Source organism: Ramlibacter sp. PS4R-6, from assembly GCF_037572775.1.
Lineage (GTDB): Bacteria > Pseudomonadota > Gammaproteobacteria > Burkholderiales > Burkholderiaceae_C > Ramlibacter.
The window spans coordinates 646,344-673,303 of record NZ_JBBHKA010000001.1 but is presented as its reverse complement, the minus strand read 5'-3'; the positions used below and the strand labels follow the sequence as shown (position 1 = coordinate 673,303).

The 26,960-nt window shown below is 68.7% G+C and carries 23 protein-coding genes and 1 riboswitch; of the genes, 12 read left to right on the top strand and 11 right to left on the bottom strand.

Features of this window, described 5'->3' with window-relative positions; genetic code table 11:
* Window positions 1-33 precede the first annotated feature (33 nt).
* The 4 genes from WG903_RS03320 to WG903_RS03305 form a co-directional block, all read right to left on the bottom strand.
* A complete protein-coding gene (locus tag WG903_RS03320; protein ID WP_340072787.1) occupies window positions 34-1,887 on the bottom strand; it encodes a phosphoenolpyruvate carboxykinase (GTP) in 1,854 nt (617 codons plus the stop codon).
* 339 nt (window positions 1,888-2,226) lie between these two features.
* Entirely contained in the window at window positions 2,227-2,367 is a 141-nt protein-coding gene (locus tag WG903_RS03315) for a hypothetical protein (RefSeq protein WP_340072786.1), read from the bottom strand.
* A gap of 38 nt (window positions 2,368-2,405) precedes the next feature.
* Window positions 2,406-2,810, bottom strand: a complete 405-nt coding sequence (locus WG903_RS03310; RefSeq protein WP_340072785.1) for a PaaI family thioesterase — start codon at window positions 2,808-2,810, stop codon at window positions 2,406-2,408.
* Window positions 2,810-4,009 (bottom strand): threonine ammonia-lyase, encoded by a 1,200-nt coding sequence (locus WG903_RS03305; RefSeq protein WP_340072784.1) that lies wholly within the window; start codon window positions 4,007-4,009, stop codon window positions 2,810-2,812. Before WG903_RS03305 ends, WG903_RS03310 begins: the two co-directional genes overlap by 1 nt.
* Before the next feature lie 129 nt (window positions 4,010-4,138).
* Between WG903_RS03305 and WG903_RS03300 the strand changes: the two genes are divergently transcribed.
* Window positions 4,139-6,439 carry an ATP-binding protein gene (locus WG903_RS03300; RefSeq protein WP_340072782.1) on the top strand — a complete coding sequence of 767 codons (2,301 nt, stop codon included), beginning with the start codon at window positions 4,139-4,141 and terminating at the stop codon, window positions 6,437-6,439.
* A 9-nt stretch (window positions 6,440-6,448) separates the two neighbouring features.
* Here WG903_RS03300 and recQ read toward each other — a convergent pair whose 3' ends face one another.
* The gene (recQ, locus tag WG903_RS03295) at window positions 6,449-8,296 is read right to left on the bottom strand and encodes a DNA helicase RecQ (RefSeq protein ID WP_340072781.1); all 1,848 of its coding nucleotides are present in this window, start codon (window positions 8,294-8,296) and stop codon (window positions 6,449-6,451) included.
* Window positions 8,297-8,312: 16 nt separating this feature from the next.
* On the opposite strand from recQ, the gene WG903_RS03290 reads away from it, so the two are divergent.
* Window positions 8,313-9,359: a homocysteine S-methyltransferase family protein gene (locus WG903_RS03290; RefSeq protein WP_340072779.1), complete on the top strand. Its 1,047-nt coding sequence runs from the start codon at window positions 8,313-8,315 to the stop codon at window positions 9,357-9,359.
* A gap of 205 nt (window positions 9,360-9,564) precedes the next feature.
* On the top strand, window positions 9,565-10,014 hold the full coding sequence (locus WG903_RS03285; protein WP_340072778.1) for an Lrp/AsnC family transcriptional regulator: 450 nt from the start codon (window positions 9,565-9,567) through the stop codon (window positions 10,012-10,014).
* 189 nt (window positions 10,015-10,203) lie between these two features.
* On the opposite strand, the gene WG903_RS03280 is transcribed toward WG903_RS03285, so the two are convergent.
* On the bottom strand, window positions 10,204-10,818 hold the full coding sequence (locus WG903_RS03280; protein WP_340072777.1) for a cyclic nucleotide-binding domain-containing protein: 615 nt from the start codon (window positions 10,816-10,818) through the stop codon (window positions 10,204-10,206).
* Window positions 10,819-10,831: 13 nt separating this feature from the next.
* Window positions 10,832-10,914: riboswitch (S-adenosyl-L-homocysteine riboswitch) on the top strand.
* 13 nt (window positions 10,915-10,927) lie between these two features.
* Here WG903_RS03280 and metH point away from each other — a divergent pair.
* Window positions 10,928-13,648: a methionine synthase gene (gene metH / locus WG903_RS03275; RefSeq protein WP_340072775.1), complete on the top strand. Its 2,721-nt coding sequence runs from the start codon at window positions 10,928-10,930 to the stop codon at window positions 13,646-13,648.
* Here metH and WG903_RS03270 read toward each other — a convergent pair.
* Window positions 13,645-14,829 carry an MFS transporter gene (locus tag WG903_RS03270; RefSeq protein WP_340072774.1) on the bottom strand — a complete coding sequence of 395 codons (1,185 nt, stop codon included), beginning with the start codon at window positions 14,827-14,829 and terminating at the stop codon, window positions 13,645-13,647. The two genes, metH and WG903_RS03270, sit on opposite strands and share 4 nt — an antisense overlap.
* Window positions 14,826-16,361, bottom strand: coding sequence for a YifB family Mg chelatase-like AAA ATPase (locus tag WG903_RS03265; protein ID WP_340072773.1), 1,536 nt, complete (start codon window positions 16,359-16,361; stop codon window positions 14,826-14,828). The genes WG903_RS03270 and WG903_RS03265 overlap by 4 nt, the downstream gene beginning before the upstream one ends.
* A 209-nt stretch (window positions 16,362-16,570) precedes the next feature.
* Between WG903_RS03265 and WG903_RS03260 the strand changes: the two genes are divergently transcribed.
* The 8 genes from WG903_RS03260 (at window position 16,571) to WG903_RS03225 (ending at window position 24,281) form a co-directional block, all read left to right on the top strand.
* On the top strand, window positions 16,571-17,362 hold the full coding sequence (locus WG903_RS03260) for a TorF family putative porin (RefSeq protein WP_340072772.1): 792 nt from the start codon (window positions 16,571-16,573) through the stop codon (window positions 17,360-17,362).
* Between the two features lie 30 nt (window positions 17,363-17,392).
* Window positions 17,393-17,731 (top strand): P-II family nitrogen regulator, encoded by a 339-nt coding sequence (glnK, locus tag WG903_RS03255; RefSeq protein ID WP_187080279.1) that lies wholly within the window; start codon window positions 17,393-17,395, stop codon window positions 17,729-17,731.
* Between the two features lie 32 nt (window positions 17,732-17,763).
* Window positions 17,764-19,311, top strand: coding sequence for an ammonium transporter (locus WG903_RS03250; protein ID WP_340072771.1), 1,548 nt, complete (start codon window positions 17,764-17,766; stop codon window positions 19,309-19,311).
* Window positions 19,312-19,428: 117 nt separating this feature from the next.
* Window positions 19,429-20,277: an aldose 1-epimerase gene (locus tag WG903_RS03245; RefSeq protein WP_340072770.1), complete on the top strand. Its 849-nt coding sequence runs from the start codon at window positions 19,429-19,431 to the stop codon at window positions 20,275-20,277.
* A complete protein-coding gene (locus WG903_RS03240) occupies window positions 20,274-21,158 on the top strand; it encodes an SMP-30/gluconolactonase/LRE family protein (protein ID WP_340072769.1) in 885 nt (294 codons plus the stop codon). Before WG903_RS03245 ends, WG903_RS03240 begins: the two co-directional genes overlap by 4 nt.
* A 50-nt stretch (window positions 21,159-21,208) precedes the next feature.
* Window positions 21,209-22,288, top strand: a complete 1,080-nt coding sequence (gene glcE, locus WG903_RS03235) for a glycolate oxidase subunit GlcE (RefSeq protein ID WP_340072768.1) — start codon at window positions 21,209-21,211, stop codon at window positions 22,286-22,288.
* Between the two features lie 3 nt (window positions 22,289-22,291).
* Window positions 22,292-23,521, top strand: coding sequence for a glycolate oxidase subunit GlcF (glcF, locus tag WG903_RS03230; protein WP_340072767.1), 1,230 nt, complete (start codon window positions 22,292-22,294; stop codon window positions 23,519-23,521).
* Window positions 23,522-23,582: 61 nt separating this feature from the next.
* Window positions 23,583-24,281, top strand: a complete 699-nt coding sequence (locus tag WG903_RS03225) for a helix-turn-helix transcriptional regulator (RefSeq protein WP_340072766.1) — start codon at window positions 23,583-23,585, stop codon at window positions 24,279-24,281.
* Between the two features lie 4 nt (window positions 24,282-24,285).
* Here the strand turns inward: WG903_RS03225 and WG903_RS03220 are convergent, their stop codons facing one another.
* From WG903_RS03220 to lplT, 3 genes are read right to left on the bottom strand one after another with little or no spacing between them, the layout of a single operon-like run.
* A complete protein-coding gene (locus WG903_RS03220; RefSeq protein WP_340072765.1) occupies window positions 24,286-24,768 on the bottom strand; it encodes a glutathione peroxidase in 483 nt (160 codons plus the stop codon).
* Entirely contained in the window at window positions 24,765-25,682 is a 918-nt protein-coding gene (locus WG903_RS03215) for a DMT family transporter (protein WP_340072764.1), read from the bottom strand. The genes WG903_RS03220 and WG903_RS03215 overlap by 4 nt, the downstream gene beginning before the upstream one ends.
* A complete protein-coding gene (gene lplT / locus WG903_RS03210) occupies window positions 25,669-26,958 on the bottom strand; it encodes a lysophospholipid transporter LplT (RefSeq protein ID WP_340072763.1) in 1,290 nt (429 codons plus the stop codon). The genes WG903_RS03215 and lplT overlap by 14 nt, the downstream gene beginning before the upstream one ends.
* Window positions 26,959-26,960: the final 2 nt, after the last annotated feature.

Here is a 26,960-nt window from a genome sequence, read left to right as displayed (position 1 = left end):
ACCGCAAGGTGGCTCTTTTGCCTTGGGCGACGGTCAGGCCGCGAAGCGCTTCTCGATCTCGGCCTTGGTCTGCTTCAACTCCTGCGGCAGGTGGTACTCCAGCTGCTGGAACAGCTCCTGGTGCAACTGCAGCTCTTTCTGCCAGGCGGCGCGGTCGATGTCGATCACCTTGTCGAACTGCGTGGCGTTGAAGTCCAGGCCGTTCCAGTTGATCTCCTCGTAGCGCGGGCTCACGCCGAAGGCGTGCGACTTGCCCTTCGCGCGGCCTTCGATGCGGTCGATCATCCACTTGAGCACACGCATGTTCTCGCCGTAGCCGGGCCACACGAACTTGCCGTTCTCGTCCTTGCGGAACCAGTTGCTGGTGTAGATGCGCGGCAGCTTCGCGCCCATGGCCTGGAGCCTGCGGCCCACGTCCAGCCAGTGCTGGAAGTAGTCCGACATGTTGTAGCCGGCGAAGGCGATCATCGCGAACGGGTCGCGGCGCACCACGCCCTGCTGGCCGATGATGGCGGCGGTGGTCTCCGAGCCCATCGTCGCGGCCATGTACACGCCTTCGACCCAGTTGTTGGCCTCGGTGATCAGCGGAACGGTCGTCGCGCGGCGGCCGCCGAAGATGAACGCATCGATCGCCACGCCCGCGGGATCGTCCCATGCGGAGTCCAGCGCCGGGTTGTTCGTCGCGGCAACCGTGAAGCGCGCATTGGGGTGCGCGGCCTTCGCGCCGGTTTCCTTGGCAATCGCGGGCGTCCAGTCCTTGCCCTGCCAGTCGATGGCGTGCGCGGGCGCATCGCCCATGCCTTCCCACCACACGTCGCCGTCATCCGTGAGCGCCACGTTCGTGAAGATCACGTCGCGGTCCAGGCTCGCCATGCAATTGGGGTTGGTCTGGTAGTTGGTGCCGGGCGCGACGCCGAAATAGCCCGCCTCGGGATTGATGGCGCGCAGCTTGCCGTCGGCGCCGGGCTTGATCCAGGCGATGTCGTCGCCGATGGTCGTGACCTTCCAGCCTTCGAAGGCCTTGGGCGGGATCAGCATCGCGAAGTTGGTCTTGCCGCAGGCCGAGGGGAACGCCGCGGCCACGTGGTACTTCTTGCCCTCGGGCGAGGTCACGCCCAGGATCAGCATGTGCTCGGCCAGCCAGCCTTCGTCGCGGCCCATGGTGGAGGCGATGCGCAGCGCGAAGCACTTCTTGCCCAGCAGCGCGTTGCCGCCGTAGCCGGAACCGTACGACCAGATCTCGCGCGTCTCGGGGTAGTGGACGATGTACTTGGTCTTGTTGCAGGGCCAGCTCGTCTGGTCCTTCTCGCCGGGCTCGAGCGGCGCGCCCACGGTGTGCACGCAGGGCACGAACTCGCCGTCCACGCCCAGCACCTCGTACACCGCCTTGCCCATGCGGGTCATGATGCGCATGTTCACCGCGACGTAGGCGCTGTCCGAAAGCTCGATGCCGATGTGCGCGATCGGCGAGCCGAGCGGCCCCATCGAAAACGGCACGACGTACATCGTGCGGCCGCGCATGCAGCCGTCGAAGAGGGGCTGCAGCGTGGCGCGCATCTCGGCCGGCGCCATCCAGTTGTTGGTGGGGCCTGCGTCTTCCTTCTTGTGCGAGCAGATGAAGGTGCGGTCTTCCACGCGCGCGACGTCGCTCGGGTCGGACCAGGCGAGGAACGAACCGGGGCGCTTGGCCGGGTTGAGCTTGCGGAAGGTGCCGGCGTCGACGAGCTTCTGGCACAGCTGGTCGTATTCCTCCTGGCTGCCGTCGCACCAGTGGATGCGGTCGGGCTTGCACAAGGCGGCCATGTCGGCCACCCACGCGATCAATTTCGCGTTCTTGACGAAGGATGGGGTGTTCAATTGCAGCCCCTGCATCACGGGAGAGTTCACGAAAAGCTCCTAAGTTCGAAACCGGGTTTCAAAACGGCGGAGCTGCGGGACCGGGGGTTTGCCGAGCGCTGCCTTTTTGAAACCGGGCTTGGGCTCAGTCAACGGGCGGGGCTGCGGGATCGGCAGCGGTCAGGCTTCGTGAAAGGGTGGTTCACTGTCCGCGGGTCGGCTGGTTGCCTCCGATTTTAGGGAGCGGGGCAGGGGCCGCCATGCCTCGTCCGGGTATTTCCATGCATAACTTGCATGACTTTATGCATGGCCTGCAGCCCGGCGCGGGCAACGCAAAAAGCCGCCCGTGGGCGGCTGGTCAGCAGGAAAACGGAGACGACGCCGGCGGCGTCAGGCCATGTAGATGGCGATGAAGGCCAGCAGGAACATCAGCAGGCCGCCGACGACGGGCAGCACGACGGGGATCAGCGGCACGATGCCCTCGACGGCGTCTTCGGGGGCGTGCTCGGCGTGGGTGTCGTGGTGGGCCATGGCTGCGGTGCGTTCGATGTTCGGGGCGAGGCCCGATTCTAAAGCAGGGCGTAGGTGACGCTGGCGCGGCAGACGCTCTTGCCGTCGTCGGCGCCGCGGATGTCGATCTCGCCGAAGGCGATCGTCTTGCCGGCGCGGACCACGCGCGCCTGCACCAGCGCGTCCTGCTTGGACAGGGGTTTGAGGAAGCTCGTGTTCATCTGCACCGTGGTGCAGGGGCGGAACTCGCCGAACTGGTTGATGAGCGCCAACACCATGCCGGTATCGGCCGCGGCCATCATGGCCTGGCCGCACAGCATGCCGCCCACGCGCGACAGGCGATCGCTCTGGGGGATGCGCAGCGTGACGCTCCCGGCGTCGAAGCCGTCGACTTTCATCCCCAGCTCCTGCACCCAGGGCGCGAAATACTCCGCCAGCGCCGACTGCAGCGTGTTCGTGTCCATCATTGCTCCTCGGCCGAAAAGCCGCCGGCCCGCAGCGCTTCGATCACGCTGCGGATGTGCTCGCGCCCGCGCGTCTGGATGACCAGCTCGATTTCCACGTTCTGCGCGGCGAGCAGCGTGAAGGCGCGCTGGTGGTGCACCTCGTCGATGTTCGCGCCCGCTTCGGCCACGATGGCCGTGATGCGCGCGAGGGAGCCCGGCACGTCGCGCGAGCTCACGCGGATGCGCGCCAGCCGGCCGGCGCGCACCATGCCGCGCTCGATGATCGCCGCCAGCAGCATCGGGTCGATGTTGCCGCCGCCCAGCACCAGCCCGACCTTGCGGCCCTTGAAGCGCTCGGGGTTCTTGAGCAGCGCGGCCAGCCCCGCGGCGCCGGCGCCTTCGACCAGCGTCTTCTCGATCTCCAGCAGCATCACGATGGCCTGCTCGATGTCGCCCTCGTCGACCAACAGCAGGTCATCCACGTGCTGCTCGATGATGGCCTGCGTGATGCGGCCCGGCGTGCCGACCGCAATGCCTTCAGCGATGGTGCTGCCGCCTTGCGGCAGCGACGCATGCTTGACCGCGTTGTACATGTTGGGAAAGCGCAGCGTCTGCACGCCGATGATCTCGATCGAGGGCTTGATCGCCTTGGCCGCCACCGCGATGCCGGCGATCAGGCCGCCGCCGCCCACCGCGATGACGAGCGTGTCGAGGTCGGGCACGGCCTGGAGCATCTCCAGCCCGGCCGTGCCCTGCCCGGCGACGATGGCCTCGTCGTCGTAGGGATGGACGAACGTCAGTTGCTGCTTGCCTGCCATTTCCAGGGCGTAGGTGCGCGATTCGTCCAGCGAGTCGCCATGCAGTACCACTTCCGCATTGAAGCTGCGCGTGCGCTCCACCTTCACCTGCGGCGTGAAGCGCGGCATGACGATCACCGCGCGCAAGCCCAGCCGCTGCGCGTGGTAGGCCACGCCCTGCGCATGGTTGCCGGCGCTCATGGCGATGACGCCGTGGCGCCTTTCCGCTTCGGAAAGCTGCGCCAGCTTGTTGCAGGCCCCGCGCTCCTTGAAGGACGCGGTGAACTGAAGGTTCTCGAATTTCAGGAAGACCTGGGCGCCGGTGATCTGGGAGATCGTGCGCGATTCCACGCAGGGCGTGTCGAGCACCTGGCCTTGCAGGCGCCCGGCGGCGGTCCGGATGTCGGCGACTGTGATCATGGAAGGGCGATTGTCACGGCGAAACCGTCCGTCGGCTGCGGGAATTCCCTGCATCAGGTTCTTCCATCCGGCATCAACTCGCGTTATCGTGCGCCGGAACGGGTTCCCCCAACCGGAGGTCGTGCCCCCATGGTCAAGCGATCGGCGGATTTGCAGTTGCTGCCCTCACCGGGGCTGAAGGACGCGCCGGTCCTCGACCTGATGTGCTCGCACTTCGTGCTGACGCTGGCCGCCAAGCAGGGCGGCAAGTTCAACGTGCGGCGCGACCTCAATGGCCTGCTGTCATTGGCCGGTCGCCACCTCGTGTGGCCGGCGCCGGCGCTCACGAGGCTGCGCGAATTCCTGGAGCGCCGCTGCAAGGACAACGAGTTCTGGCGCGGCCACGAAGGCCTGTCGACCGCCGAGTTCCTCGACCGCCACGGCGTCTGGCGCGGCCCGTACGAAGAGGGCACGCTGTTCTTCTACCTCGACGAATACGCCAAGGACCAGCCCAAGGACCTGCTGTCGGTCCTGGCTGTGACCGGCGACTGGCTCACGCACGCGCTCAAGAAGCATTCGACGCTGGTCGAGAAGAACATCGACGCGCTGTCGGGCCTGTTGCAGTTGAACAAGGCCGAACGCGCCCTGCTCTTGTACGGCACCCTGGCGCGCTACCAGCGCGACCTGCGCAGCCTGCTGGTCGAGTTCAAGGTGAACAACGCGCCGGAGGCCTACGCGGCACTGGCGGAGATCGCGGGCGTCAACGCCAACGAGGTGGGCGAGGCGCTGCGTGCCGGTTCGCGCCTGGAGCGCATCGGGCTGGTGGAGAACCTGATCTCCGAGCACAACATCACCGACCTCGCGGACCTGATGAAGGTCAGCGAGAAACTGCCGCCGGTGCTGATGCGCGAGTACCGCGACCAGAACGAGCTGATGGCCGTCTTCACCCGGCCGTCGACCAAGAGCACCTTGCAGCTGGCCGACTTCTCCTTCGTCGCCGAGGACGCGCAGGTGCTGTGCACGCTGCTGCAGAACGCCGTCACGCGCAAGGAAGCGGGCGTGAACGTGCTGCTGTACGGCCCGCCCGGCACCGGCAAGACGGAGCTGGCGAAAGTGGTTGCGCAGGCGGCCAACCTGGACCTGTTCGAGGTCGAGTACGCCGACCGCGACGGCAACTCGCTGTCGGGACGCGACCGCTACCGCTCGCTGCAGATCGCGCAGGTGTTCCTCAAGGGCAGCGCGCAGGCGGCGCTGCTCTTCGACGAGGTCGAGGACGTGTTCCCGCCGATTTCCAGCGAAGCCGCGCAGCTGATGGCGCGTGCCGAGCAGGTGGTGGCGCCGCCCAGCGGCAGCGTCAGCGGCAAGGCCTGGGTCAACCAGATCCTCGAATCGAACTCGGTGCCGACGATCTGGGTCACCAACCGCATCGAGCAGATCGACCCCGCGTTCCGCCGCCGCTTCGCCTACCACCTCGAGCTGAAGTCGCCGCCACCGGGCGCGCGCGAGGCGCTGGTGCGCAAGACGCTGGAAGGCGTGGCCGTGACCGACGGCTTCGTCGCGAAGCTGACCGAACGCAAGGGCCTGACGCCGGCGCAGATCCGCACCGCGGTGCGCTTCGCGGGCCTGGCGGGCAACGAAGGCGCAGCCATCGAGCCGCTCATCGAGCGGCAGCTGCGCAACGCCGACCAGGCGCTGGGCAACCGCAGCAGCGACTCGGGCCTGCGCCGCGCCGTCACCACCTACGACCTCGACATGCTCAACGTCGAGACGCGCTTCGAGATCCCGCGCGTCGTCGAGGCGCTGCGCGCGCGCGGCCACGGCACGCTGTGCTTCTACGGCGCGCCGGGCACGGGCAAGACGGCGCTGGCCGAGCACATCGCGCGCAGCCTGGACAAGCCGCTGCTGGTCAAGCAGGCGAGCGACCTCATGAGCAAGTTCGTCGGCGAGACCGAGCAGAACATGGCGGCGATGTTCGCCGAGGCCGAGAGCGAGAAGGCCATCCTGCTGCTGGACGAGGCCGACAGCTTCCTGCAGGACCGGCGCGGCGCGCAGCGCACCTACGAGGTGACCGAGGTCAACGAGATGCTGCAGGGCATGGAGCGCTTCCACGGCATCTTCGTGTGCACGACGAACCTGATGGACCGCATCGACCAGGCGGCGCTGCGCCGCTTCACGTTCAAGATCCGCTTCAAGCCGCTGACGGCGGCGCAGCGCGAGAAGATGTTCGTGGTGGAAGCGCTGGACGGCCGCGCCGAAGCGTTCACCGAGCAGGCGCGTGCGCGGCTGGCCCGGCTGGAGCAGCTATGCCCGGGCGACTTCGCCGCGGTGAAGCGGCAGGTGGACATCCTCGCCGCGCAGTTCACGCCCGAGGAGTTCCTCGAGCAGCTCGAGTCCGAGCACCGCATCAAGCCCGAGGTGCGCGACGCGCGCAGCATCGGGTTCATGCAGTAACGCCTTTTCCTAGGCCCGCGCGACGACGCGCAGCACTTCCTCGCCGTAGGCTTCGAGCTTTTTCGCGCCGATCCCGCTGATGCCTTGCAGGTCGTTGAGGGACCGTGGCGCCAGCGCTGCGATGGCCGCGAGCGTCGCGTCGTGGAAGATCACGTAGGCGGGCAGGTTGTGCTCGCGCGCCACCTCGCCGCGCCACGCACGCAAGGCCGCGAAGCGCGCCTGCCCTTCCTGCGTGAGGCCCGCGCTCACGGACGGGGCCGCGCCCGGCGCTGTGCGCTTGCGGCGGCCACCACCCTGCTGCGACACCGATTCGCGCAGCTGCACCGGCACCTCGCCACGCAGCACGGCGCGCGACAGCTCCGTCAGGCGCAAGGTGTTGAAGGCCTCGCTGTCCACCGTGAGCGCGCCGATCGCGATCAGCTGGCGCAGCACGCCGCGCAGCTGCGTCTCGCTGAATTCCGCGCCGATGCCGAAGGTGGACAGGCGCTCGTGGCCGAATTGCGCGACCTTCTCCGTCGCCTTGCCGCGCACGATGTCCATCACATGGCCCGCGCCGAAGGAGATGCCGCTTTGCTGCTGCACGCGGTAGACGGTGGAGAGCAGCTTGCGCGCGGCGTCCGTGCCGTCCCAGACGTTGGGGGGCGACACGCAGTTGTCGCAGTTGCCGCAGGGCGTGGACGCCTCGCCGAAGTAGCGCAGCAGGCGCACGCGGCGGCAGTCGGTAGCTTCGGCCAGTGCCAGCAGCGCGTCGAGCTTGCCGCGCAGCACCTGCTTGAATTCATCGGCCGCGGGACTCTCGTCGATCATGCGGCGCTGGTTCACCACGTCCTGCAGGCCGTAGGCCATCCACGCGGCCGACGGCAGGCCGTCGCGGCCGGCGCGGCCCGTCTCCTGGTAATAGCCCTCGATGTTCTTGGGCATGTCCAGGTGCGCGACGAAGCGCACGTCGGGCTTGTCGATGCCCATGCCGAAGGCGATGGTGGCCACCATCACCAGGCCGTCCTCGCGCAGGAAGCGGTCCTGGTGGCGCTGGCGCACGTCGGGGTCCAGTCCCGCGTGGTAGGGCAGCGCGGGGATGGCGTGCTGGTCCAAAAGCGCCGCGACTTCCTCGACACGCTTGCGCGTCTGGCAATAGACGATGCCGCAGTCGCCGGCGTGTTCCTCGCCGACGAAGCGCAGCAGCTGCGCGGTGCCGTCCTTCTTCTCGACGATGGTGTAGGAGATGTTGGGGCGGTCGAAGCTGCTGACGAACTGGCGCGCCTCCTGCAGCTGCAGGCGCTCGAGGATGTCGGCGCGCGTGATGGCGTCGGCCGTGGCCGTCAGCGCGACGCGCGGCACACCGGGCCAGCGTTCGTGCAACACCGTGAGCGCGCGGTATTCGGGGCGGAAGTCGTGGCCCCACTGGCTGACGCAATGCGCCTCGTCGATCGCGAACAGGCTCAGGTGGCCGCGGGCGTGCAGCTCGTCCAGCTGCGCCAGGAAGCGCGGCGTGGTCACGCGCTCGGGCGCGGCGTACAGCAGCGTGAGCTCGCCGCGCGCCAGCCGCTTTTCGACGGCCCAGGCTTCGTCGCCGGACAGCGAGGAATTGAGGAACGCCGCTTCGACACCGGCTTCGCGCAGCGCGCCGACCTGGTCGTGCATCAGTGCGATCAGCGGCGACACCACGATGGCCGTGCCCTTGCCTTGGCGCTGCCGCGCGATGGCGGGGATCTGGTAGCACAGCGACTTGCCGCCGCCGGTGGGCATGAGCACCAGTGCGTCGCCGCCGGCCACGACGTGGTCGACGATCTGCGCCTGCGGGCCGCGGAAGGCCTCGTAGCCGAAGACCTCACTGAGGATGGAATGGGAGGAGGACACCTACAATCAACGCACCATGAAGCCCATCGCCTACACCCGTGGCCGCGAGCTCCCCTCATTGCTGGAGAAGCGCATCGTCATCCTGGACGGCGCGATGGGCACGATGCTGCAGCGTTTCAAGCTGTCGGAGGCCGATTATCGGGGCGAGCGCTTCAAGGACCACCCGAAGGACCTGCGCAACAACGGTGACCTGCTGTCGCTGACGCGCCCGGACGTCGTGCGCGACATTCACGAGGCCTACCTCGCCTCGGGCGTGGACATCATCGAGACCAACACCTTTGGTGCCACGCGCATCGCGCAGGACGACTATGGCCTGGGCGACCTGGCGCTGGAGATGAACGTGGCCTCCGCGAAGCTCGCGCGCGCCGCCGCGGACAAGTTCTCCACGCCGGACAAGCCGCGCTTCGTCGCCGGCGCGCTGGGCCCGACGCCGCGCACCGCCAGCATCAGCCCCGACGTGAACGACCCGGGCGCGCGCAACGTCGACTTCGAAGAGCTGCGCGCGGCTTACTACGAGCAGGCCAAGGGCCTGACCGAAGGCGGCTCCGACCTGCTGCTGGTGGAGACCATCTTCGACACGCTCAACGCGAAGGCGGCGCTGTTCGCCATCGAGCAGTACTTCGACGAATCGGGCGAGCGCCTGCCGGTGATCATCAGCGGCACGGTGACCGATGCGTCCGGCCGCATCCTGAGCGGCCAGACGGTGACGGCCTTCTGGTACAGCGTGCGCCATGCGCGTCCGCTCGCCGTGGGCCTGAATTGCGCGCTGGGCGCGGCGCTGATGCGCCCGTACATCCAGGAGCTGGCCAAGGTTGCGGGCGACACGTTCATCAGCTGCTACCCGAACGCGGGCCTGCCCAACCCCATGGCCGAGACCGGTTTCGACGAAACGCCCGAGGTCACCTCGCGCCTGCTGCGCGAGTTCGCGGCCGAAGGGCTGGTGAACATCGTGGGCGGCTGCTGCGGCACCACGCCGGAGCACATCACCGCGATCCGAGAGGCGGTGGAGCCCCTGGCCGCGCGCAGCGTGCAGCGCGAGTTCTTCTACAAGGCGGCTGCGTAAGCGAAGCGCGCTGCCGTCCCGGCGCCGGCCGGGAACCAGATTCTCTTGATCCGACTCGCCCGGCGGGCGATAACCCGCCGGGCCCCGGTACGTCCACGCGTTGCCGGTAAGCCCGCCTGTCCGAGCTCCCAGTGTCTTCCGCACAGGTCGGAATTTCTTGCCGTTCTTCCTTGGATTGCTGGCTGCAGCAGGATATCCTTCGGTCATGGACGCCATCGACCGAAAAATCCTCGCCACGCTGCAAAGGAACGCCCGCGCCAGCCTGCAGGAGGTCGGCCAGGCCGTGGGCCTGTCGGCCTCGCCGTGCTGGGAGCGCATCCGCAAGATGGAGCAGGCCGGCGTGATTGAGGGCTACACGGTGCGCCTGAACGCACAGGCGATCGGCCTGCAGGACACGGTGCTGGTGCAGGTCACGCTGGACAGCCATTCGGACAACACGCTGGAGAAATTCGGCGAGACGCTGGCGGCCATCCCCGAAGTGGTGGAGGCCTACCTGGTCTCGGGCGAGTACGACTACCTGCTGCGCGTGGCGGTGCGGGACACACGCGACTACGAGCGGCTGCTGCGCGAGCGCCTCTACAAGATCAAGGGCATCCGCCACAGCAAATCCAGCTTCGTTTTGCGCACGCTCAAGAAGGCCGACCTGCCCCTGTAGCGCCTGGCAACACAAATGGGCACGGCAAATGCTTGTTCACAGGCATCTCCTCGGTTGGGCCTGTTTGCAAGTTTCTCCAGCCCGACCCCTCATCCCCCGGAGCGGGCAGCTCCGGGGGATTTTTTCTGTGCGGTGGAGATGGGGGCGCCGGGACGAAAACGTCCGACAGTTTGGTCAGTTTCGCCAGCTCTACAGCGGCATCAGCTCGTTGATTTCTTCGTTCATCGCCTGCGTCAGCTGGGCGTAGAGCTTGAGTTTTTCCTGGCTGTCGCGCATGCGCTGCGACATGCGCATCGCGATCGCCAGCACCAGCTTGGCGGCGGTGCGCGGTTCGTCCTCCATCAGGCGATTGAGGGACGCGCGCGTGAGCACCGCGCAGCGCAGGTCGCTGAGCGCGGTGCACGACGCCGAGCGCGGCGCGCCGTCCACCAGGCCCATCTCGCCGATCAGGCTGCCGGGGCCGAGCACGGTCACGGTGATCGGCGCGGTGCGGCTGACGACGATGGTCTCCACCGTCACCTCGCCGGCCAGCACCAGCAGCATGAAGTCGGTGCGCTCGCTGTCGCCCTCGCGGATGAAGGTGGTGCCTTCGGCGATCTTGTGCGGCTGCATGTACGCCACGACGGTGCGCGCTTCCTCCGGGGCCAGCTTCATCAGCGCGGTGGGCGCGCACAGCATCTCCGCCGCCAGGTCGGCCGACGACGAGCCTGCGACCGGGCGCGGCCGCTCCTGCGCGGGTGCGCGGCCCAGCAGCCGGGCGAGCAGTCCGGCAGCCGGTGGCGTGAGCGTGGAAGCGTCGTGCATTTAGAATGCAGTCTGGCCCCAGGAGCGCTGCAGCGCCTAAGCAAGTTGCTTAGCGTCAGGCTGGGGTTTCCCTAAGGTCAACGGCGCTCATTTCTCGACTTCAAGAGACATGAGCGCGCCCACCGTCCCCCCGCTTCGCCTCTCCGGCCTCGAACCCGTCGCCATCGGCCGCGGCAGCCTGTTCGTCAACATCGGCGAGCGCACCAACGTCACCGGCTCCAAGGCCTTCGCGCGCATGATCCTCGCGGGCGAGTTCGAAAAGGCCCTGGCCGTCGCGCGCCAGCAGGTCGAGAACGGCGCGCAGGTCATCGACGTGAACATGGACGAGGCCATGCTGGACAGCCAGGCCGCCATGGTCCGCTTCCTGAACCTGATGGCGAGCGAACCCGACATCGCCAAGGTGCCGGTGATGATCGACTCGTCCAAGTGGAGCGTCATCGAGGCCGGCCTGCGCTGCATCCAGGGTAAGGGGATCGTCAATTCCATCTCGATGAAGGAAGGCGAGGTGGAGTTCAAGCGGCAGGCCACGCTGGTCAAGCGCTACGGCGCGGCGGCGGTGGTGATGGCGTTCGACGAGAAGGGGCAGGCCGACACCTTCCAGCGCAAGACCGAGATCTGCCAGCGCGCCTACCGCATCCTGGTGGACGAGGTCGACTTCGCGCCCGAGGACATCATCTTCGACCCCAACATCTTCGCCATCGCCACGGGCATCGAGGAGCACGACAACTACGCCGTCGACTTCATCGAGGCGACGAAGTGGATCAAGCAGAACCTGCCGGGCGCCAAGGTGTCGGGCGGCGTGTCGAACGTGAGCTTCTCCTTCCGCGGCAACGACCCGGTGCGCGAGGCCATCCACACGGTGTTCCTGTACCACGCGATCCAGGCCGGCATGGACATGGGCATCGTCAACGCCGGCATGGTCGGTGTGTACGACGAGGTGGAGCCGCAATTGCGTGAGCGCGTCGAGGACGTGGTGCTCAACCGCCGCCCCGACGCGGCCGAGCGCCTGATCGAGATCGCCGAGGCCGCCAAGGGCGCGGCGAAGGACGACACGAAGAAGAACGAATGGCGCGGCCACCCCGTCGAGCAGCGCCTCGCGCACGCGCTGGTGCACGGCATCACCGACCACATCGTCGCCGACACCGAAGAGGCGTACCAGGCGATCGTCGCCAGGGGCGGCCGGCCGCTCAACGTGATCGAAGGGCCGCTCATGGACGGCATGAACATCGTGGGCGACCTGTTCGGCCAGGGCAAGATGTTCCTGCCCCAGGTGGTGAAGTCGGCGCGCGTGATGAAGCAGGCCGTGGCGCACCTCATTCCCTACATCGAGGAAGAGAAGAAGCAGCAGGCCGCGGCAGGCGAGGAGATCCGCTCCAAGGGCAAGATCGTGATCGCCACCGTCAAGGGCGACGTGCACGACATCGGCAAGAACATCGTCACCGTCGTCCTCCAGTGCAACAACTTCGAGGTGGTGAACATGGGCGTGATGGTCCCGTGCCACGAGATCCTCGCCAAGGCCAAGGTCGAGGGCGCGGACATCGTCGGGCTGTCGGGCCTGATCACGCCGTCGCTGGAGGAGATGCAGTACGTCGCCAGCGAGATGCAGAAGGACGAGCATTTCCGCATCAAGAAAATCCCGCTGCTGATCGGCGGGGCGACGACCAGCCGCGTGCACACGGCGGTGAAGATCGCGCCGCACTACGAAGGCCCGGTGGTCTACGTGCCCGACGCCTCGCGCAGCGTGAGCGTCGCGCAGGGCCTGCTGTCCGACCAGGCGGCGAAGTACATCGCCGAAGTCGAGGCCGACTACGAGCGCGTGCGCGTGCAGCACGCCAACAAGAAGCAGGTGCCGCTGGTGCCGCTGGCGCAGGCGCGGGCCAACAAGACGCGCATCGAGTGGGCGGGCTACACGCCGCCCGCACCCAAGTTCATCGGCCGGCGCGTCTTCAAGAACTTCGACCTGGCGGAATTGGCGAAGTACATCGACTGGGGCCCGTTCTTCCAGACCTGGGACCTGGCCGGGCGCTTCCCCGACATCCTGAAGGACGAGGTCGTGGGCACCGAGGCCGTGCGCGTGTACGCCGACGGCCAGCGCATGCTCAAGCGCCTGATCGAGGGGCGCTGGCTCACGGCCAACGCGGTGGTCGGCCTGTGGCCCGCCAACACGGTGAACGACGACGACATCGAGGTCTACGCCGACGAATCGCGTTCGCACCCGCTCATGACCTGGTGGGGGCTGCGCCAGCAAACCGAGAAGCACGAGATCGAAGGGCAGATGCGGCCCAACCGGTGCCTGGCGGACTTCATCGCGCCCAAGGGCGTGGCGCGCGACTACATCGGCGCCTTCGCCGTGACGGCCGGCATCGGCGTCGAGAAGAAGGAGAAGTACTTCCTCGACGACCTCGACGATTACTCGGCCATCATGCTCAAGGCGCTGGCCGACCGCCTCGCCGAAGCGTTCGCCGAGGCGATGCACGAGCGCGTGCGCAAGGACCTGTGGGGCTACGCGGCGGGTGAATCGCTCTCGGGCGACGAACTGATCGCCGAGAAGTACCGCGGCATCCGGCCCGCGCCGGGCTACCCGGCGTGCCCCGACCACAGCGTCAAGCGCGACCTGTTCGAGCTGCTGCGCGCGGAAGAGGCCGAGATGGGCCTGACCGAGAGCCTGGCGATGACGCCGGCGGCGAGCGTGAGCGGCTTCTACCTCTCGCACCCCGAGAGCACGTACTTCAACGTCGGCAAGATCGGCGACGACCAGCTGCAGGACCTGGCGCGGCGCCGCGGCGCGCGGATCGAGGAACTGCAGCGCCTGCTGGCGCCGAACCTCTAGCGCTTCAGCGCGATGCGCTGCGCGAGCACCAGCGCGCCGGCGCCCGCAGCGCAGATGGCGATCAGCACCGACAGGCCCACGCTGTAGCCGGCCTGGGCCGTCCACAGCGACCCCAACAGCCACGGCATGACCGCACGGGCGACGGCCGTCGGCGGGCCGAGCGCGCCCGTGAGCGCGCCGATGTTCTCGCGGCTCACGTACTGCGCGATGGCCGTTCCCTTCACGATCGTCATCATCCCGTTGCCCAGCCCGAAGAAGATCACGAAGAGCGCCGCGCCCCACACGTAGCCACCCGCGAACAGCAGGAAGGCCAGGCTGATGGGGATCAGCATGGGGATGGTGCGGTTGGCCACGTGCACGTCGAAGCGGTGCTCGAAGAAGAACAGCAGCAGGCGGCCGAGCACCTGGATCGCCCCGATGCTCGCGGGGATCGCGATCACCCATTTCTCGTCGAGGCCGGCGCCGCGCAGCAGGCTGATCATGTGCGGCGGCAGCGCGGCGGTCACGGCCATCATGCCGACGGTGAAAACACCGATGAGGATGTAGGGCGCGCTGGTCATGTGCTCGTGCGGCGGCTTCACCGCATGCGCATGCACGACCGGCCCCGGGGCGTTGCGCAGTTGCACGAAATGCAGCGGGGCGCAGACCAGCAGCTGCAAGCCCGCCAGGACCCACAGCGCCTGCCGCCAGCCCATCGCGGAGATGAGCCCCGCGAAGATCGGGATCATCACCGTGCTGGCCAGGCCGCCCAGGAAGGTGAGCGTGATGATGGCGCGGCGGAAGTCCTGCGGGAAACGGCGCGTGACCACCGCGAACACCGGGTTGTACAAGGTGCCCGCCAGCGCCACGCCGAGCAACAGCCACACGGCGTAGAAGGCGGCCTGCGAGTGCACGAACGAGTGGACGATGAGGCACACGCCCGCCAGCAGCGAGCCGCCCGTCATCACGGCGCGCTCGTGGCCGGCGTCGATCCAGCGCCCGATGGGAAAGGCCGCCGCGCCTTCGGCGAAGAGGGCCAGGCTGAAGGCCAGCGACGATTGCGCGCGCGTCAGGCCCAGCTCGCGCTCGACCGGCTCCATCAGCAGGGAGAAGCCGTAGAAGACGCTGCCCCAGGTGATGAGCTGCGCGACCGAGAGCCAGAGGACGAATCGGCGGTCGTGCGCCGCCGGGGACTGCGTCATGCGGCGATTGTCGCCGCGAGCGCGCGCCGGTACTGCACCGCCTCGGCCACGTGCTCGGCCTGCGTGGTCGCGGCGCCCGCCAGGTCGGCGATGGTGCGCGCCACCTTCATCGCGCGGTGCGTGGCCCGCGCGCTCCATCCCAGCCGCGCCGACGCGAGGTTGAGGAACTTCGCCGCGGCGGTGTCGAGCGCCGCGTGCGTGTCGATCTCCCGGCCCTGCAGCGCCTGGTTGGCCTTGCCCTGGCGCTCGATCGCGCGTTCGCGTGCCTTGGCGCAGCGCTCGCGCACGCGCTCCGTGCCTTCGCCGGCGGGCGCGTGCAGCAGTTCCTCCGCGCGCATCGCCGGCACCTCCACGTGCAGGTCGATGCGGTCGAGCAAGGGGCCGCTCAACTTGGACTGGTAGCGCGCGACCTGGTCCGGCGTGCAGCGGCAGTGGCGGTGCACGGTGCCCAGCCAGCCGCACGGGCAGGGGTTCATCGCACCGACGAACTGGAAGCGCGCCGGGAACTCCGCGCGGTGCGCGGCGCGCGAGATCGTGATGCGGCCCGTCTCCAGCGGCTCGCGCAACGCCTCGAGCGCGGCGCGCGGGAACTCGGGCAGCTCGTCGAGGAACAGCACGCCGTTGTGCGCCAGCGAGATCTCCCCGGGCCGCGGCGGCGAACCTCCGCCGACCAGCGCCACCGCGCTCGCCGTGTGGTGCGGCGTGCAGGTGGGCCGCATGCGCCAGCCCGAGGCCGAGAAGCGCCCGGCGAGGCTGGCGATGGCCGCCGACTGCAAGGCTTCGTCCACCGACAGCGGCGGCAGCAGGCCCGCGAAGCGCTGCGCCAGCATCGACTTGCCCGAGCCCGGCGGGCCCAGCATCAGCACGCTGTGCGATCCCGCCGCCGCGATCTCGAGCGCGCGCTTGGCCACAGCCTGGCCCTTCACGTCCGACAGGTCGGGATACACGGCTTCTTCTGCGTGCGCCACCGCGCACACGCGCGCCCAGCCCTCGCGCGGCGGCTCGCCGTCCTGCGCCGGCATGAACTGGCGCGCCACATCCAGGAGGTGGTCGGCGCGGTACACGCGTGACTGCGGCACCAGCGCTGCCTCTTCGGCGCTGCCGGGCGGCAGCACCAGCTGGGCCGCCGCGCCGCTGGCGTGCAGCGCCAGGCTCATGGCGAGCGCGCCGCGCACCGGGCGCAACTCGCCCGACAGCGACAGCTCGCCCGCGAATTCATGGCCCGCCAGCCGCGCGCCGTCGATCTGGCCGCTGGCCGCCAGGATGCCCAACGCGATCGGCAAATCGAAACGGCCCGAGTCCTTGGGCAGGTCGGCCGGAGCCAGGTTCACCGTGATGCGCTTGTTGTGCGGGAACTCCAGCCCGCAGTTCTGCAAGGCCGAGCGCACCCGCTCGCGGGCCTCCTTCACCTCCACGTCCGCGAGCCCGACCAGCGTGAAGTTGGGCAGCCCGTTGGCCAGGTGCACTTCCACCGTCACCGCGGCGGCCTGCAGGCCGATCAGGGCGCGGCTTTGCACCAAAGACAGGCTCATCCCGATTTCCCTCCCCATTTGGGTGCGTAGCACCCCTTGCTGCGGCACGCCGGGGCCTCCGCGCACCACACGCGTGCGCGAAACCGGCTTCTTTCCGGTTAACGCCGGGGCATGGGGCCCCGCCGACCGCCTCCTACTCCAGCTGGGCGATGGCATGGTCCGTGCATGGGCTGGCTTCGTCCCTTCCCTTTTCATCAGGAGAACTTGAAGTGCAATCGAAGAAGCTCGCCCCGAAACTGGCCCTCGCGGCCCTGAGCCTGTCCGGCGCTGCCTTCGCGCAGACCGCACCCGCCGCTCCCGAGCCCGACTACAGCCTGTCGGCCAACGTGGCCCTGGTCAGCGACTACCGCTTCCGCGGCATCGCGCAAACCTCCAAGAAGCCCGCGCTGCAGGGCGGCGTCGATTTCTCCCACAAGAGCGGCTTCTACGCCGGCACCTTCCTGTCCAACGTGAAGTGGGTCAAGGACTTCAACGGCGCCACCAAGGGCGGCTACGAGTGGGACCTGTACGGCGGCTTCAAGAAGGAAGTGCTGGACGGCTTCACGCTGGACGTCGGCCTGATCACCTACCGCTACCCGGGCAACAACTCGGGCGACGCCGGCACGCCGGGCGCGGGCCTGGTCGGCAAGGCCGACACCAACGAGTGGTACCTCGGCGCCGGCTACAAGATGTTCACGCTCAAGTACAACCGCACGATGGGCAACCTGCTCGGCGTGCTGAACAGCGGCGGCTCCAGCTACTGGGACCTCAGCGCCGGCTTCGACCTGGGCAACGGCCTGGCGCTGACGCCGCACATCGGCCACCAGACCGTGCGCAACACCTCGATCGCGAGCTACACCGACTACTCGCTCACGCTGGCCAAGGACTTCGGCAACGGCTTCTCCGCCAGCGCCGCCTACGTCGGCTCGAACGCGCGCCGCGCGTTCTACACGGACTTCGGCGGCCGCTACATCGGCAACGACACGGTGGTCGTCGGGGTGAAGTACACGCACTCGTTTTGACGGCGGGCGCGTCCATCCAAAGGAGCACACATGAAACTTGTCACTGCCATCATCAAGCCCTTCAAGCTGGACGAGGTGCGTGAAGCCCTTTCCGGCATCGGGGTGCAAGGCATCACCGTGACCGAGGTGAAGGGCTTCGGCCGCCAGAAGGGCCACACGGAGCTGTACCGCGGCGCCGAATACGTCGTCGACTTCCTGCCCAAGGTGAAGATCGAAGCGGCGGTTGCCGACGACCTGGTCGAGCGCGTCATCGAAGCCGTCGAGGGCGCTGCCCGCACCGGCAAGATCGGCGACGGCAAGATCTTCGTTTACGACCTGGAGCAAGTGGTGCGGATCCGCACCGGCGAAACCGGCAAGGAGGCGCTGTAAAGCGGCCCCTCTCAAGAGACAAGAGACGAACCATGAAACACCTCCTCGCTAGCCTGGCCCTCGGCCTGGGCCTCCTCGCGGGCAGCGCCTCGGCGCTCGCCCAGACCCCGCCGGCGGCTGCATCCGCATCCGCCCCGGCAGCGGCCGCCCCCGCGGCCGCCACGGCCTCGGCCGAAGCCAAGCCGGCTGCGGCGCCTGCCGCCGCCGTCGCCGCTTCGGGCGCCGCCGCCACCGCATCGGCCGCACCCGCGCCCGTGCCGAACAAGGGCGACGTGTCCTGGATGATCGTCGCCACGCTGCTCGTCATCATGATGTCGATCCCCGGACTGGCGCTGTTCTATGGCGGCCTCGTGCGCAGCAAGAACATGCTCAGCGTGCTGATGCAGGTCTTCGTCACGTTCTCGCTGATCGTGGTGCTGTGGTGCCTGTACGGCTACAGCCTGGCGTTCACGGAGGGCAACTCCTTCGTCGGCGGCTTCGACCGCGTGTTCATGAAGGGCCTGTTCGATCCCGCCAAGGGCGAGTTCGCGATGGGCGCGACCTTCAGCAAGGGCGTCTACATCCCCGAGCTGCTGTTCATGGCCTTCCAGGCCACGTTCGCGGCCATCACCTGCTGCCTGATCATCGGCGCCTTCGCCGAGCGCATCAAGTTCAGCGCGATGCTGCTCTTCATGGTGCTGTGGTTCACGTTCAGCTACGCGCCGATCGCCCATATGGTGTGGTTCTGGATGGGCCCCGACGCCTACACGGGCAAGGAAGTGGTCGATGCCGTGAACGCCAAGGCCGGCCTGATCTGGCAATGGGGCGCGCTCGACTTCGCGGGCGGCACCGTGGTGCACATCAACGCCGCCGTGGCGGGCCTGGTGGGCGCGTACATGATCGGCAAGCGCGTGGGCTACGGCAAGGAAGCCTTCACGCCGCACTCGCTGACGCTCACGATGGTCGGCGCCTCGCTGCTGTGGGTGGGCTGGTTCGGCTTCAACGCGGGCTCCGCGCTGGAAGCCGGCAACACCGCCGTGCTGGCCTTCATGAACACCTTCTCGGCCACCGCCGCCGCGGTGCTCGCCTGGTGCATCGGTGAAGCGCTGATGAAGGGCAAGGCCTCCATGCTGGGCGCCGCCTCGGGCGCCGTCGCCGGCCTCGTGGCGATCACCCCGGCCTGCGGCAACGTCGGCCTGATGGGCGCGATCGTGATCGGCTTCGTCGCCGGCTTCATGTGCCTGTGGGGCGTGAACGGCCTGAAGAAGATGCTTGGCGCGGACGACTCGCTCGACGTGTTCGGCGTGCACGGCGTCGGCGGCATCGTCGGCGCGCTGCTCACCGGCGTGTTCAACACGCAGGCGCTCGGCGGCCCCGGCCTGGTGACCGACTGGGTCACGGCCACGGTGGGCTCGAGCGGCATCGCCGACCAGGTGTGGATCCAGTTCAAGGCCGTCATCCTGACCATCGTCTGGTCCGGCGTGGTCTCGCTGATCGCCTACAAGATCGTCGACATCGTGATCGGCCTGCGCGTCACCGAAGAGGAAGAGCGCGAGGGCCTGGACATCTCCAGCCACGGCGAGACGGCCTACAACCGCTGATCACCGAAGAACAAGAACAGCAAGGATCTCCTTTGGATATTGGCCCGCCCACCGGCGGGCCTTTTTTTTGTCCCGCTGAAGCGGGCCCTTTTTTTGTCCCCGGCGCACAATGCGCCGATGGTCGAACTGCGCGCTGGCGAACTCATCTGCCGCATCGAGCCGCGGCTGGGCGGCTGCGTCACGCAGCTGGTGCTTGGCGGCGAGCCGGTGCTGCGTCCCGCGCCCGTGCCGCTGGAGACGGCGCGGCAGTCGGGCAGCTACCCGCTGGTGCCGTTCTCCAACCGCATCGGCGGCGCCACGCTGCAGTGGCAGGGCACGCTGCATCCGCTGGTGCGCAACAACGGCACGGAGCCGCACGCCATCCACGGCATCGGCTGGCAGCGCGCGTGGCAGGTCCTGGACAGCGAGCCTTCCTACGCATTGCTCTCCTTCGAGCACGCCGCCGACGCGTCGTGGCCGTTCGCCTTCGATGCCTCGCAGACGATCCGTGTGACACCGAAGGCGGCCGAGTTCACGCTGGCCCTCACCAACCAGTCGGGCCGCGATGCACCCGCGGGCCTCGGCTGGCATCCCTTCTTCGTCAAGCGTCCCGGCGCCCAGCTGGCCGTGAAGACGGCCGGCCGCTGGGAGATGGGCGACGACAAGCTGCCGACGCGGCGCGTCGCCAACGGCGGCATCGCGGGCGACATCGCGGCGCTGGACGTCGACCATTGTTTCGACGGCTGGGACGGCGTGGCGCATTTGCGCGACGCGCTGTTCGACATCCGCGTGCGCTCGAACCTCACGCGCATCGTCGTCTTCACGACGCCGGCGCGCGACCACATCGCCATCGAGCCGGTGAGCCACGTCAACAACGCGCTGGCGCTGGCGCAGGGCGGCGATCCCGCAGCGCTCGGCCTGGTCACGCTGGGCCCGGGCGAGACCCTGTCGGCGCAGATGACGATCGAGGTGGAGCGCCGCGCATGAGGGACTGGGAGCGCGTGACGGGCGAGCCCGATCGCCTGGGCGAATCGCCGTTCTGGCACCCGCACGAACGCTGCCTGTATTGGGTCGACATCCCCGCGCGCCTGCTGAAGCGCCGCAGCGCCGGCGGCGCCACCGAAAGCTGGGAGATGCCCAGCGAGCCCGGTTGCATCGCGCCCGTCGAAGGCGGCGGGCTCATCGTGGCGCTGCGCGACGGCATGTGGCGCACGCGCGAGTGGGGCACGGCACTCACCTGCGTGGTCCCCTTCGAGCACGACACGTCGAAGTTCCGCTTCAACGACGGCAAGGCCGACCCGCTGGGGCGTTTCTGGGCCGGCACGATCTACGAGCCGCGTGACGAGCGCAAGGCCGAACTCTTCTGCATCGACCTGCGGCCCGACAACGGCAACGGCGGTGCGCCGCTGGTGACGCTCAAGGCCGGCAATGCCACCACGGCGAACGGCCTCGCGTGGTCGCCCGACGCGAAAACGCTCTACTGGACCGACACGCCGCAACACGTGATCCGCCAATGGGACTGGGATGCGAACACGAACGCGATGCGCAACGAGCGCCTGCTGCGCCAGTTCCCACCGAAGCCGGCCGGGTGGCAGCCGGGCCAGCCGGGCTATGGCGGCAGGCCGGATGGCGCGAGCGTCGACGCACAAGGCAATTACTGGTGCGCGATGTACGAAGGCCGGCGGCTGCTGAAACTGTCGCCTGGGGGCGAAATCCTCGAAGACATCGATGTGCCCATGCGCAGCCCGACCATGCCGTGCTTCGGCGGCGACGACTTGCGCACGCTCTTCGTCACCGGCGTGGATCACGGGGTGATCGCCACGCGGGTCGACGTGCCGGGCCTGCCGGTCAATTTCGTCAGGGCCTGATCCCGAAAATTTCAAGCGGGCGCACGCGGCGCGCCAATTACCATGCGCGCATGTCCGTCGAGGCCGTGACCCAGCGCATCCGTGACGCCGCCCAGCGCGGCGAAACGCTGCGCATCCGCGGCGGCGGGACCAAGGATTTCTATGGCGAACCGGCACGCGGGGAAGAACTCTCCACGCTCGGCCTGTCGGGGATCACCGCGTACGAACCGAGCGAGCTCGTCGTGACCGTGCGCGCCGGCACGCGCCTGGCCGAACTGGAGGCCGTGCTGGCCGAACGCGGCCAGTGCCTCGCGTTCGAGCCCCTGCACTTTGCGGAAGGCACAACCGTTGGCGGCATGGTCGCCGCCGGCCTTGCGGGCCCCGCACGTGCGAGCGCCGGCCCGGTGCGCGACTACGTGCTGGGCGTGACGATCGTGAACGGCCGCGGCGAGTTGCTCTCGTTCGGGGGCACGGTGATGAAGAACGTCGCCGGCTACGACGTCTCGCGCCTGATGGTGGGCGCGCTCGGCACGCTGGGCCTCATCGCCGAGGTGAGCCTCAAGGTGCTGCCCGTCGCGCCAGCGGAAGCGACGCTGCGCTTCGACATGACCCAGGCCGAAGCGCTGCGGCGCCTGAACGAATGGGGCGGCCAGCCCTTGCCACTCAACGCGAGCTGGTGGGCGGCCGAACAGGGACGCGGCACGCTGTCCCTGCGCTTGCGCGGCGCGGTGGCCGCGGTGGATGCCGCGTGCCGCACGCTCGGCGGCGAGCGGTTGCGAAGCGAAGAGGCTGCGCCGCAATGGCTGGCGTGCCGCGACCAGCGGCTGCCAGGGTTCGCGCCGCGCGAGGGCGGCGACCTGTGGCGCATCTCGGTGCCGCAGACGGCGCCGGTGCTGGAGCTGGGCGACACGCTCGTCGAATGGCACGGCGCGCAGCGCTGGGTGCAGGCGCGCCCCGGCGAGGGCGCGCGCATCCGCGACGCCGCGCAACGCGCGGGCGGCCACGCCACGCTGTTCCGGCCGCGCGACGCCGGCGCGACGCAGCGCTTCACGCCGCTTGCGCCGCCGCTGGACCGCATCCACCGCGAGCTCAAGCGCGAATTCGACCCGGCCGGCGTCTTCAACCGCGGCCGGCTATACCCGGACTTCTGACGCATGCAGACCCACCTCTCGCCGGAGTTCCGGGACACGCCCGAGGGCCGCGAAGCCGAAGCGGTGCTGCGCCGCTGCGTGCACTGCGGCTTCTGCACGGCCACCTGCCCCAGCTACCAGGTGCTGGGCGACGAGCTGGACGGCCCGCGCGGCCGCATCTACCTGATCAAGCAGGTGCTGGAAGGCCACGAGCCCACACGCGACACGCAACTGCACCTGGACCGGTGCCTGACCTGCCGCAACTGCGAGAGCACCTGCCCGAGCGGCGTCGAGTACGGCAAGCTGGTCGACATCGGCCGGCGCGTGGTGGACGAGAAGGTGAAGCGCGGCCTGGGCTCGCGCACGGTGCGCTGGCTGCTCAAGGAGGGCCTGACGTCGCCGCTGTTCGCACCGGCGATGAAGGTCGGCCAGGCCGTGCGGCCGCTGCTGCCGGGCGTGCTGCGCGACAAGGTGCCGAAGCCGCAACACGCGGGCGCTTGGCCCACGCGCAGTCACTCGCGCAAGGTGCTCTTGCTCGAAGGCTGCGTGCAGCCCGCGATGATGCCCAACATCAATACCGCGACAGCGCGCGTGCTCGACGCGGCGGGCATCGAGACGGTCGTCGCGAAGGGCGCCGGCTGCTGCGGCGCGATCCGCTTCCACTTGAACGACCAGGAGGGCGGCCGGGCGCAGATGCGCGCCAACATCGACGCGTGGTGGCCGTTCATCGAGCGCGGCGAGGTCGAAGCCATCGTGATGAACGCGTCGGGCTGCGGCGTGACGGTGAAGGACTACGGCCATGCGCTCCAGCTCGATGCGGCTTACGCGCAGAAGGCCCGGCGCATCAGCGAACTCACGCGCGACCTGAGCGAGCTGCTGCCGGCGCTCGTCGAGCCGCTGCGCGGCCGCGTGCGCGCAGCGGGCGGCGTGCTCGCCTTCCACCCGCCGTGCACGCTCCAGCACGGCCAGCAGCTGCGCGGCGGCGTCGAGCGCGGCCTGGCGGAGCTGGGTTTCGACGTGCGCCTGGCGCCCGCCGAATCGCACCTGTGCTGCGGCTCGGCCGGGACCTATTCCGTGCTGCACGCGGACATCGCGCACGAGCTGCGCGAGCGCAAATTGCGCCACCTCGGCGAGCTGGAGCCTGCTGCCATCGTGTCCGCCAACATCGGCTGCATCACCCACCTGCAGGCGGGCACTTCCACCCCGGTGAAGCACTGGGTCGAGGTGCTGGACTCGGCCCTATCCCCCTCCTGACAAGTCTGTGGCAGGAGGGGTAGGTGCGCTCGGGCGCGCAATGCGGTATTTTTACTGCCCCATGCGCCGAGCCGACCGACTTTTCCACATCATCCAGCTGATCCGCGGGCGGCGGCTCACGACCGCGCGCTACCTCGCGCAGCGGCTCGAAGTCTCCGAACGCACCATCTACCGCGACGTCGCCGACCTGCAGCTGCAGGGCGTGCCGCTCGAGGGCGAGGCGGGCCTGGGCTACCGCCTCGGCGCGGGCTTCGACCTGCCGCCCATGATGTTCACGCACGACGAGGCCAAGTCGCTCGTCGCGTCGGTGCGCCTGGCGCAGCAATGGATGGACCCGGCGCTGGCCCAAGGCGCCGAGGATGCGCTGGGCAAGATCCTGTCGGTGCTGCCGGTCGACGCGCGCGTGGCCGCCGAGGCGCTGGCGGTGTACGCGGGCGACGGCGGCCTGTCGCAGCAGTCGCAGCAGACCTTGCAGGCCTTGCGCGAGGCGGTGCAGGACAGGCGCAAGGTCCACGTGCACTACATGGACCTGAGCGACCAGCCCAGCGAGCGCGTGCTGCGGCCGCTGGGATGTTTCTACTGGGGCAAGGTGTGGACGCTGTCGGCGTGGTGCGAACGGCGCAACGACTTCCGCACCTTCCGCATCGACCGCATCGCCAAGCTGCGCACGATGGAAGAGCGCTTCCGCGACGAACCGGGGCGCACGCTGGCCGACCTGCTGCGGCTGAACGACCGCCAGCGCGAGCAGCGCGCGGCGTAGCGCGTCAGGCCAACGCCTTCTCGATATCCTTCTTGAGCGACTTGGGCTCGTCCTGCGGGCCGAAGCGCTTGATCACCTCGCCGTCCTTGCCCACCAGGAACTTGGTGAAGTTCCACTTGATCGACGTGGTGCCCAGCACGCCCGGCGCTTCCTTGGTCAGCCACTGGTACAGCGGGTGCGCGCCCGAGCCGTTGACGTCGATCTTGGCCATCATCGGGAAGCTCACGCCGTAGTTCACCTGGCAGAAGCTGGAGATCTCCTCGTTGCTGCCCGGGTCCTGAGAGCCGAACTGGTTGCACGGGAAGCCCAGCACCACCAGCCCCTTGCCGCCATAGGCCTTGTGCAGTTCCTCCAGCCCCGCGAACTGCGGCGTGTAGCCGCAGGCGCTGGCCGTGTTCACGATCAGCATCGGCTTGCCCTTGAACTTGGACAGCGGCACCGTCTTGCCGTCGATCTGCTGGGCCTCGAAGTCGTAGATGGTGGTCATGGCGCGTCTCCTCTCGCGGATGGGTCGCCTATTGTGCGCCCGTCCCACGCCGACCACACCGCGGCGAAGAGGATCAAGGCGCCGCCGACCGCGATGCGCCAGGTGAGCACCGCGGCGCCCAGCGCCACCGACGACACGCTGGCGAACACGATCTCCGACAGCATGATGAGCGCCGACGCATGCGCATCCAGCCGCGCCGCGCCGTACTGCAGCGCGACATTGCTGGCGAGGAAGCCGAGGCTGAGCGCCAGGCCGACGGCCGTCCACGCCAGCTGCGGCGCCGGCAGCGCCGGCACCACGCCCGCGCCCATGCCGACCAGCGCCGACGCGCCGGCCAGCAGCGCCCCGCCCGCGAACATCGAGAAGATGCGCGCCGGCGCCTCGACGTGGCGCAGGCGGCGCAGCACGATGTTGGTCAGCGCGAAGCTGAAGCCGCCCGCGATGGCGAGCCAGTCCGGCAGCGACTGCGGCACCGGCCAGGGTGTCTCGGGCGTCTTCAGCACGATGACCACGCCGGCCATCGCGATCACGAGGCGCACCAGCGACCAGCGCGTCGGCCGCTCGCCGAGCATGATCCACGCGAGGATCACGGTCCATGCCGGCATCAGGTAGAACAGCAGCACCACGCGCACCACGTCGCCGACGGTCACGCCCCAGTTGAAGCCGACGTTGGTGAAGCCCGCGGCCGCCAGCAGCACCCACAGCATCGGTTCGCGCGCCAGCCCCCGCCACGCCTGCGGCCGCACCGCGAGCAGCAGCGCCAGCGACACGGCGTAGATCAGCGCCGTGGCCCACAGCGGGTGCAGGCCGAGCGATTGGAGTTCGCGGAAGGGCCACCACGACACGCCCCACACGAAGGCGTTGAGCATGAGCGCAAGCGCGGGCGCGACGCCCGGGCGCTCACTCGGCGGCATGCACGTTGTCGTGGCGCGCCACGCGCAGCAGGTGCTCGAGTTCCTCGGCGTATTTCACGCAGTTGCTGCGGTGCCACTGGTGGATCACGAACATGATGCCGGCCACCACCAGGCCGAAGGCCGTGATCGCGCCGAAGGCCGTCAGGCCCAGGCCCGTGGACAGGCTGTAGAAGGCGCCCAGCCCCAGGATGCAGGCCTGCTCGTTGAAGTTCTGCACGGCGATCGAGCGGCCCGCGCCCATGAGGTTGTGGCCGCGGTGCTGCAGCAGCGCGTTCATCGGCACCACCAGGAAGCCGCCCAGCCCGCCCAGCAGGATCAGGAAGGGCGCGGCCACCCAGACGTTGTGGATGAAGTTCATCACGATGATCAGCACGCCCATCAGGATGCCCATGGGGATCACGTTGGTCGCCGAATCCAGGCGCATGCGCACCGACGCGACGATCGCGCCCACGGCGGTGCCGATGGCGACCACGCCGCCGAGCGACGAGGCCTGCGTGGTGCTGTAGCCCAGCGCCGCGGCGCTCCACGCCAGGATGATGTAGCGCAGGTTGCCGCTCACGCCCCAGAACAGCGTGGTGGTGGCCAGCGAGATCTGCCCCAGCTTGTCGCGCCACAGGCGCGAGTTGCAGGTCCAGAAATCGGGCACCAGCTCCAGCGGGTTCTTCGGCATCGGCCGCATCTCCACGCCCGTGAGCGGGATGCGCGTGTTGAACCACGCGGCGATGGCGTAGATGAAGATCAGCACCGCGATGGCGGCCTCGGGCGGCGTGTCGATGCCGGTATCGATGACGGGGAAGTCCAGCGCCAGCAGGCGGCTGGACATCGCGTTGCCCACCAGCTGGCCGCCCAGCAGGATACCCAGGATGATCGAGGCGATCGTCAGGCCCTCGATCCAGCCGTTGGCCTTCACCAGCTGCGAGGCCGGCAGCATCTCGGTGAGGATGCCGTACTTGGCCGGCGAGTAGGCGGCGGCGCCCAGGCCGACCACCGCGTACGCGAGCAAGGGGTGCGAGCCGAACAGCATCATCAGGCAGCCCACGACCTTGATCGCGTTGCTCACGAACATGACACTGCGTTTGGGCCAGGCGTCGGCGAAGGCGCCGAGCCAGGGCGCGAGCACGACGTAGAAGAGGGCGAAGATCGGCACCAGCGCGGCGCGTTGCCACTCGGGCCCGCCGCCCGACTTGATCAACTCGACGGCCCCGACGAAAAGCGCTTGATCGGCCAGCGACGAAAAGAACTGGGCCGACATCAACGTGTAAAAACCGCGCTTCATCC

Coding starts and splice junctions, on each gene's coding strand:
- WG903_RS03315 (WP_340072786.1), bottom strand. CDS start 2,367: ATGGCCCACCACGACACCCACGCCGAGCACGCCCCCGAAGACGCCGTC.
- WG903_RS03310 (WP_340072785.1), bottom strand. CDS start 2,810: ATGGACACGAACACGCTGCAGTCGGCGCTGGCGGAGTATTTCGCGCCC.
- WG903_RS03305 (WP_340072784.1), bottom strand. CDS start 4,009: ATGATCACAGTCGCCGACATCCGGACCGCCGCCGGGCGCCTGCAAGGC.
- WG903_RS03300 (WP_340072782.1), top strand. CDS start 4,139: ATGGTCAAGCGATCGGCGGATTTGCAGTTGCTGCCCTCACCGGGGCTG.
- WG903_RS03290 (WP_340072779.1), top strand. CDS start 8,313: ATGAAGCCCATCGCCTACACCCGTGGCCGCGAGCTCCCCTCATTGCTG.
- WG903_RS03285 (WP_340072778.1), top strand. CDS start 9,565: ATGGACGCCATCGACCGAAAAATCCTCGCCACGCTGCAAAGGAACGCC.
- WG903_RS03280 (WP_340072777.1), bottom strand. CDS start 10,818: ATGCACGACGCTTCCACGCTCACGCCACCGGCTGCCGGACTGCTCGCC.
- metH (WP_340072775.1), top strand. CDS start 10,928: ATGAGCGCGCCCACCGTCCCCCCGCTTCGCCTCTCCGGCCTCGAACCC.
- WG903_RS03270 (WP_340072774.1), bottom strand. CDS start 14,829: ATGACGCAGTCCCCGGCGGCGCACGACCGCCGATTCGTCCTCTGGCTC.
- WG903_RS03265 (WP_340072773.1), bottom strand. CDS start 16,361: ATGAGCCTGTCTTTGGTGCAAAGCCGCGCCCTGATCGGCCTGCAGGCC.
- glnK (WP_187080279.1), top strand. CDS start 17,393: ATGAAACTTGTCACTGCCATCATCAAGCCCTTCAAGCTGGACGAGGTG.
- WG903_RS03250 (WP_340072771.1), top strand. CDS start 17,764: ATGAAACACCTCCTCGCTAGCCTGGCCCTCGGCCTGGGCCTCCTCGCG.
- WG903_RS03245 (WP_340072770.1), top strand. CDS start 19,429: ATGGTCGAACTGCGCGCTGGCGAACTCATCTGCCGCATCGAGCCGCGG.
- WG903_RS03240 (WP_340072769.1), top strand. CDS start 20,274: ATGAGGGACTGGGAGCGCGTGACGGGCGAGCCCGATCGCCTGGGCGAA.
- glcE (WP_340072768.1), top strand. CDS start 21,209: ATGTCCGTCGAGGCCGTGACCCAGCGCATCCGTGACGCCGCCCAGCGC.
- glcF (WP_340072767.1), top strand. CDS start 22,292: ATGCAGACCCACCTCTCGCCGGAGTTCCGGGACACGCCCGAGGGCCGC.
- WG903_RS03225 (WP_340072766.1), top strand. CDS start 23,583: ATGCGCCGAGCCGACCGACTTTTCCACATCATCCAGCTGATCCGCGGG.
- WG903_RS03220 (WP_340072765.1), bottom strand. CDS start 24,768: ATGACCACCATCTACGACTTCGAGGCCCAGCAGATCGACGGCAAGACG.
- WG903_RS03215 (WP_340072764.1), bottom strand. CDS start 25,682: ATGCCGCCGAGTGAGCGCCCGGGCGTCGCGCCCGCGCTTGCGCTCATG.
- lplT (WP_340072763.1), bottom strand. CDS start 26,958: ATGAAGCGCGGTTTTTACACGTTGATGTCGGCCCAGTTCTTTTCGTCG.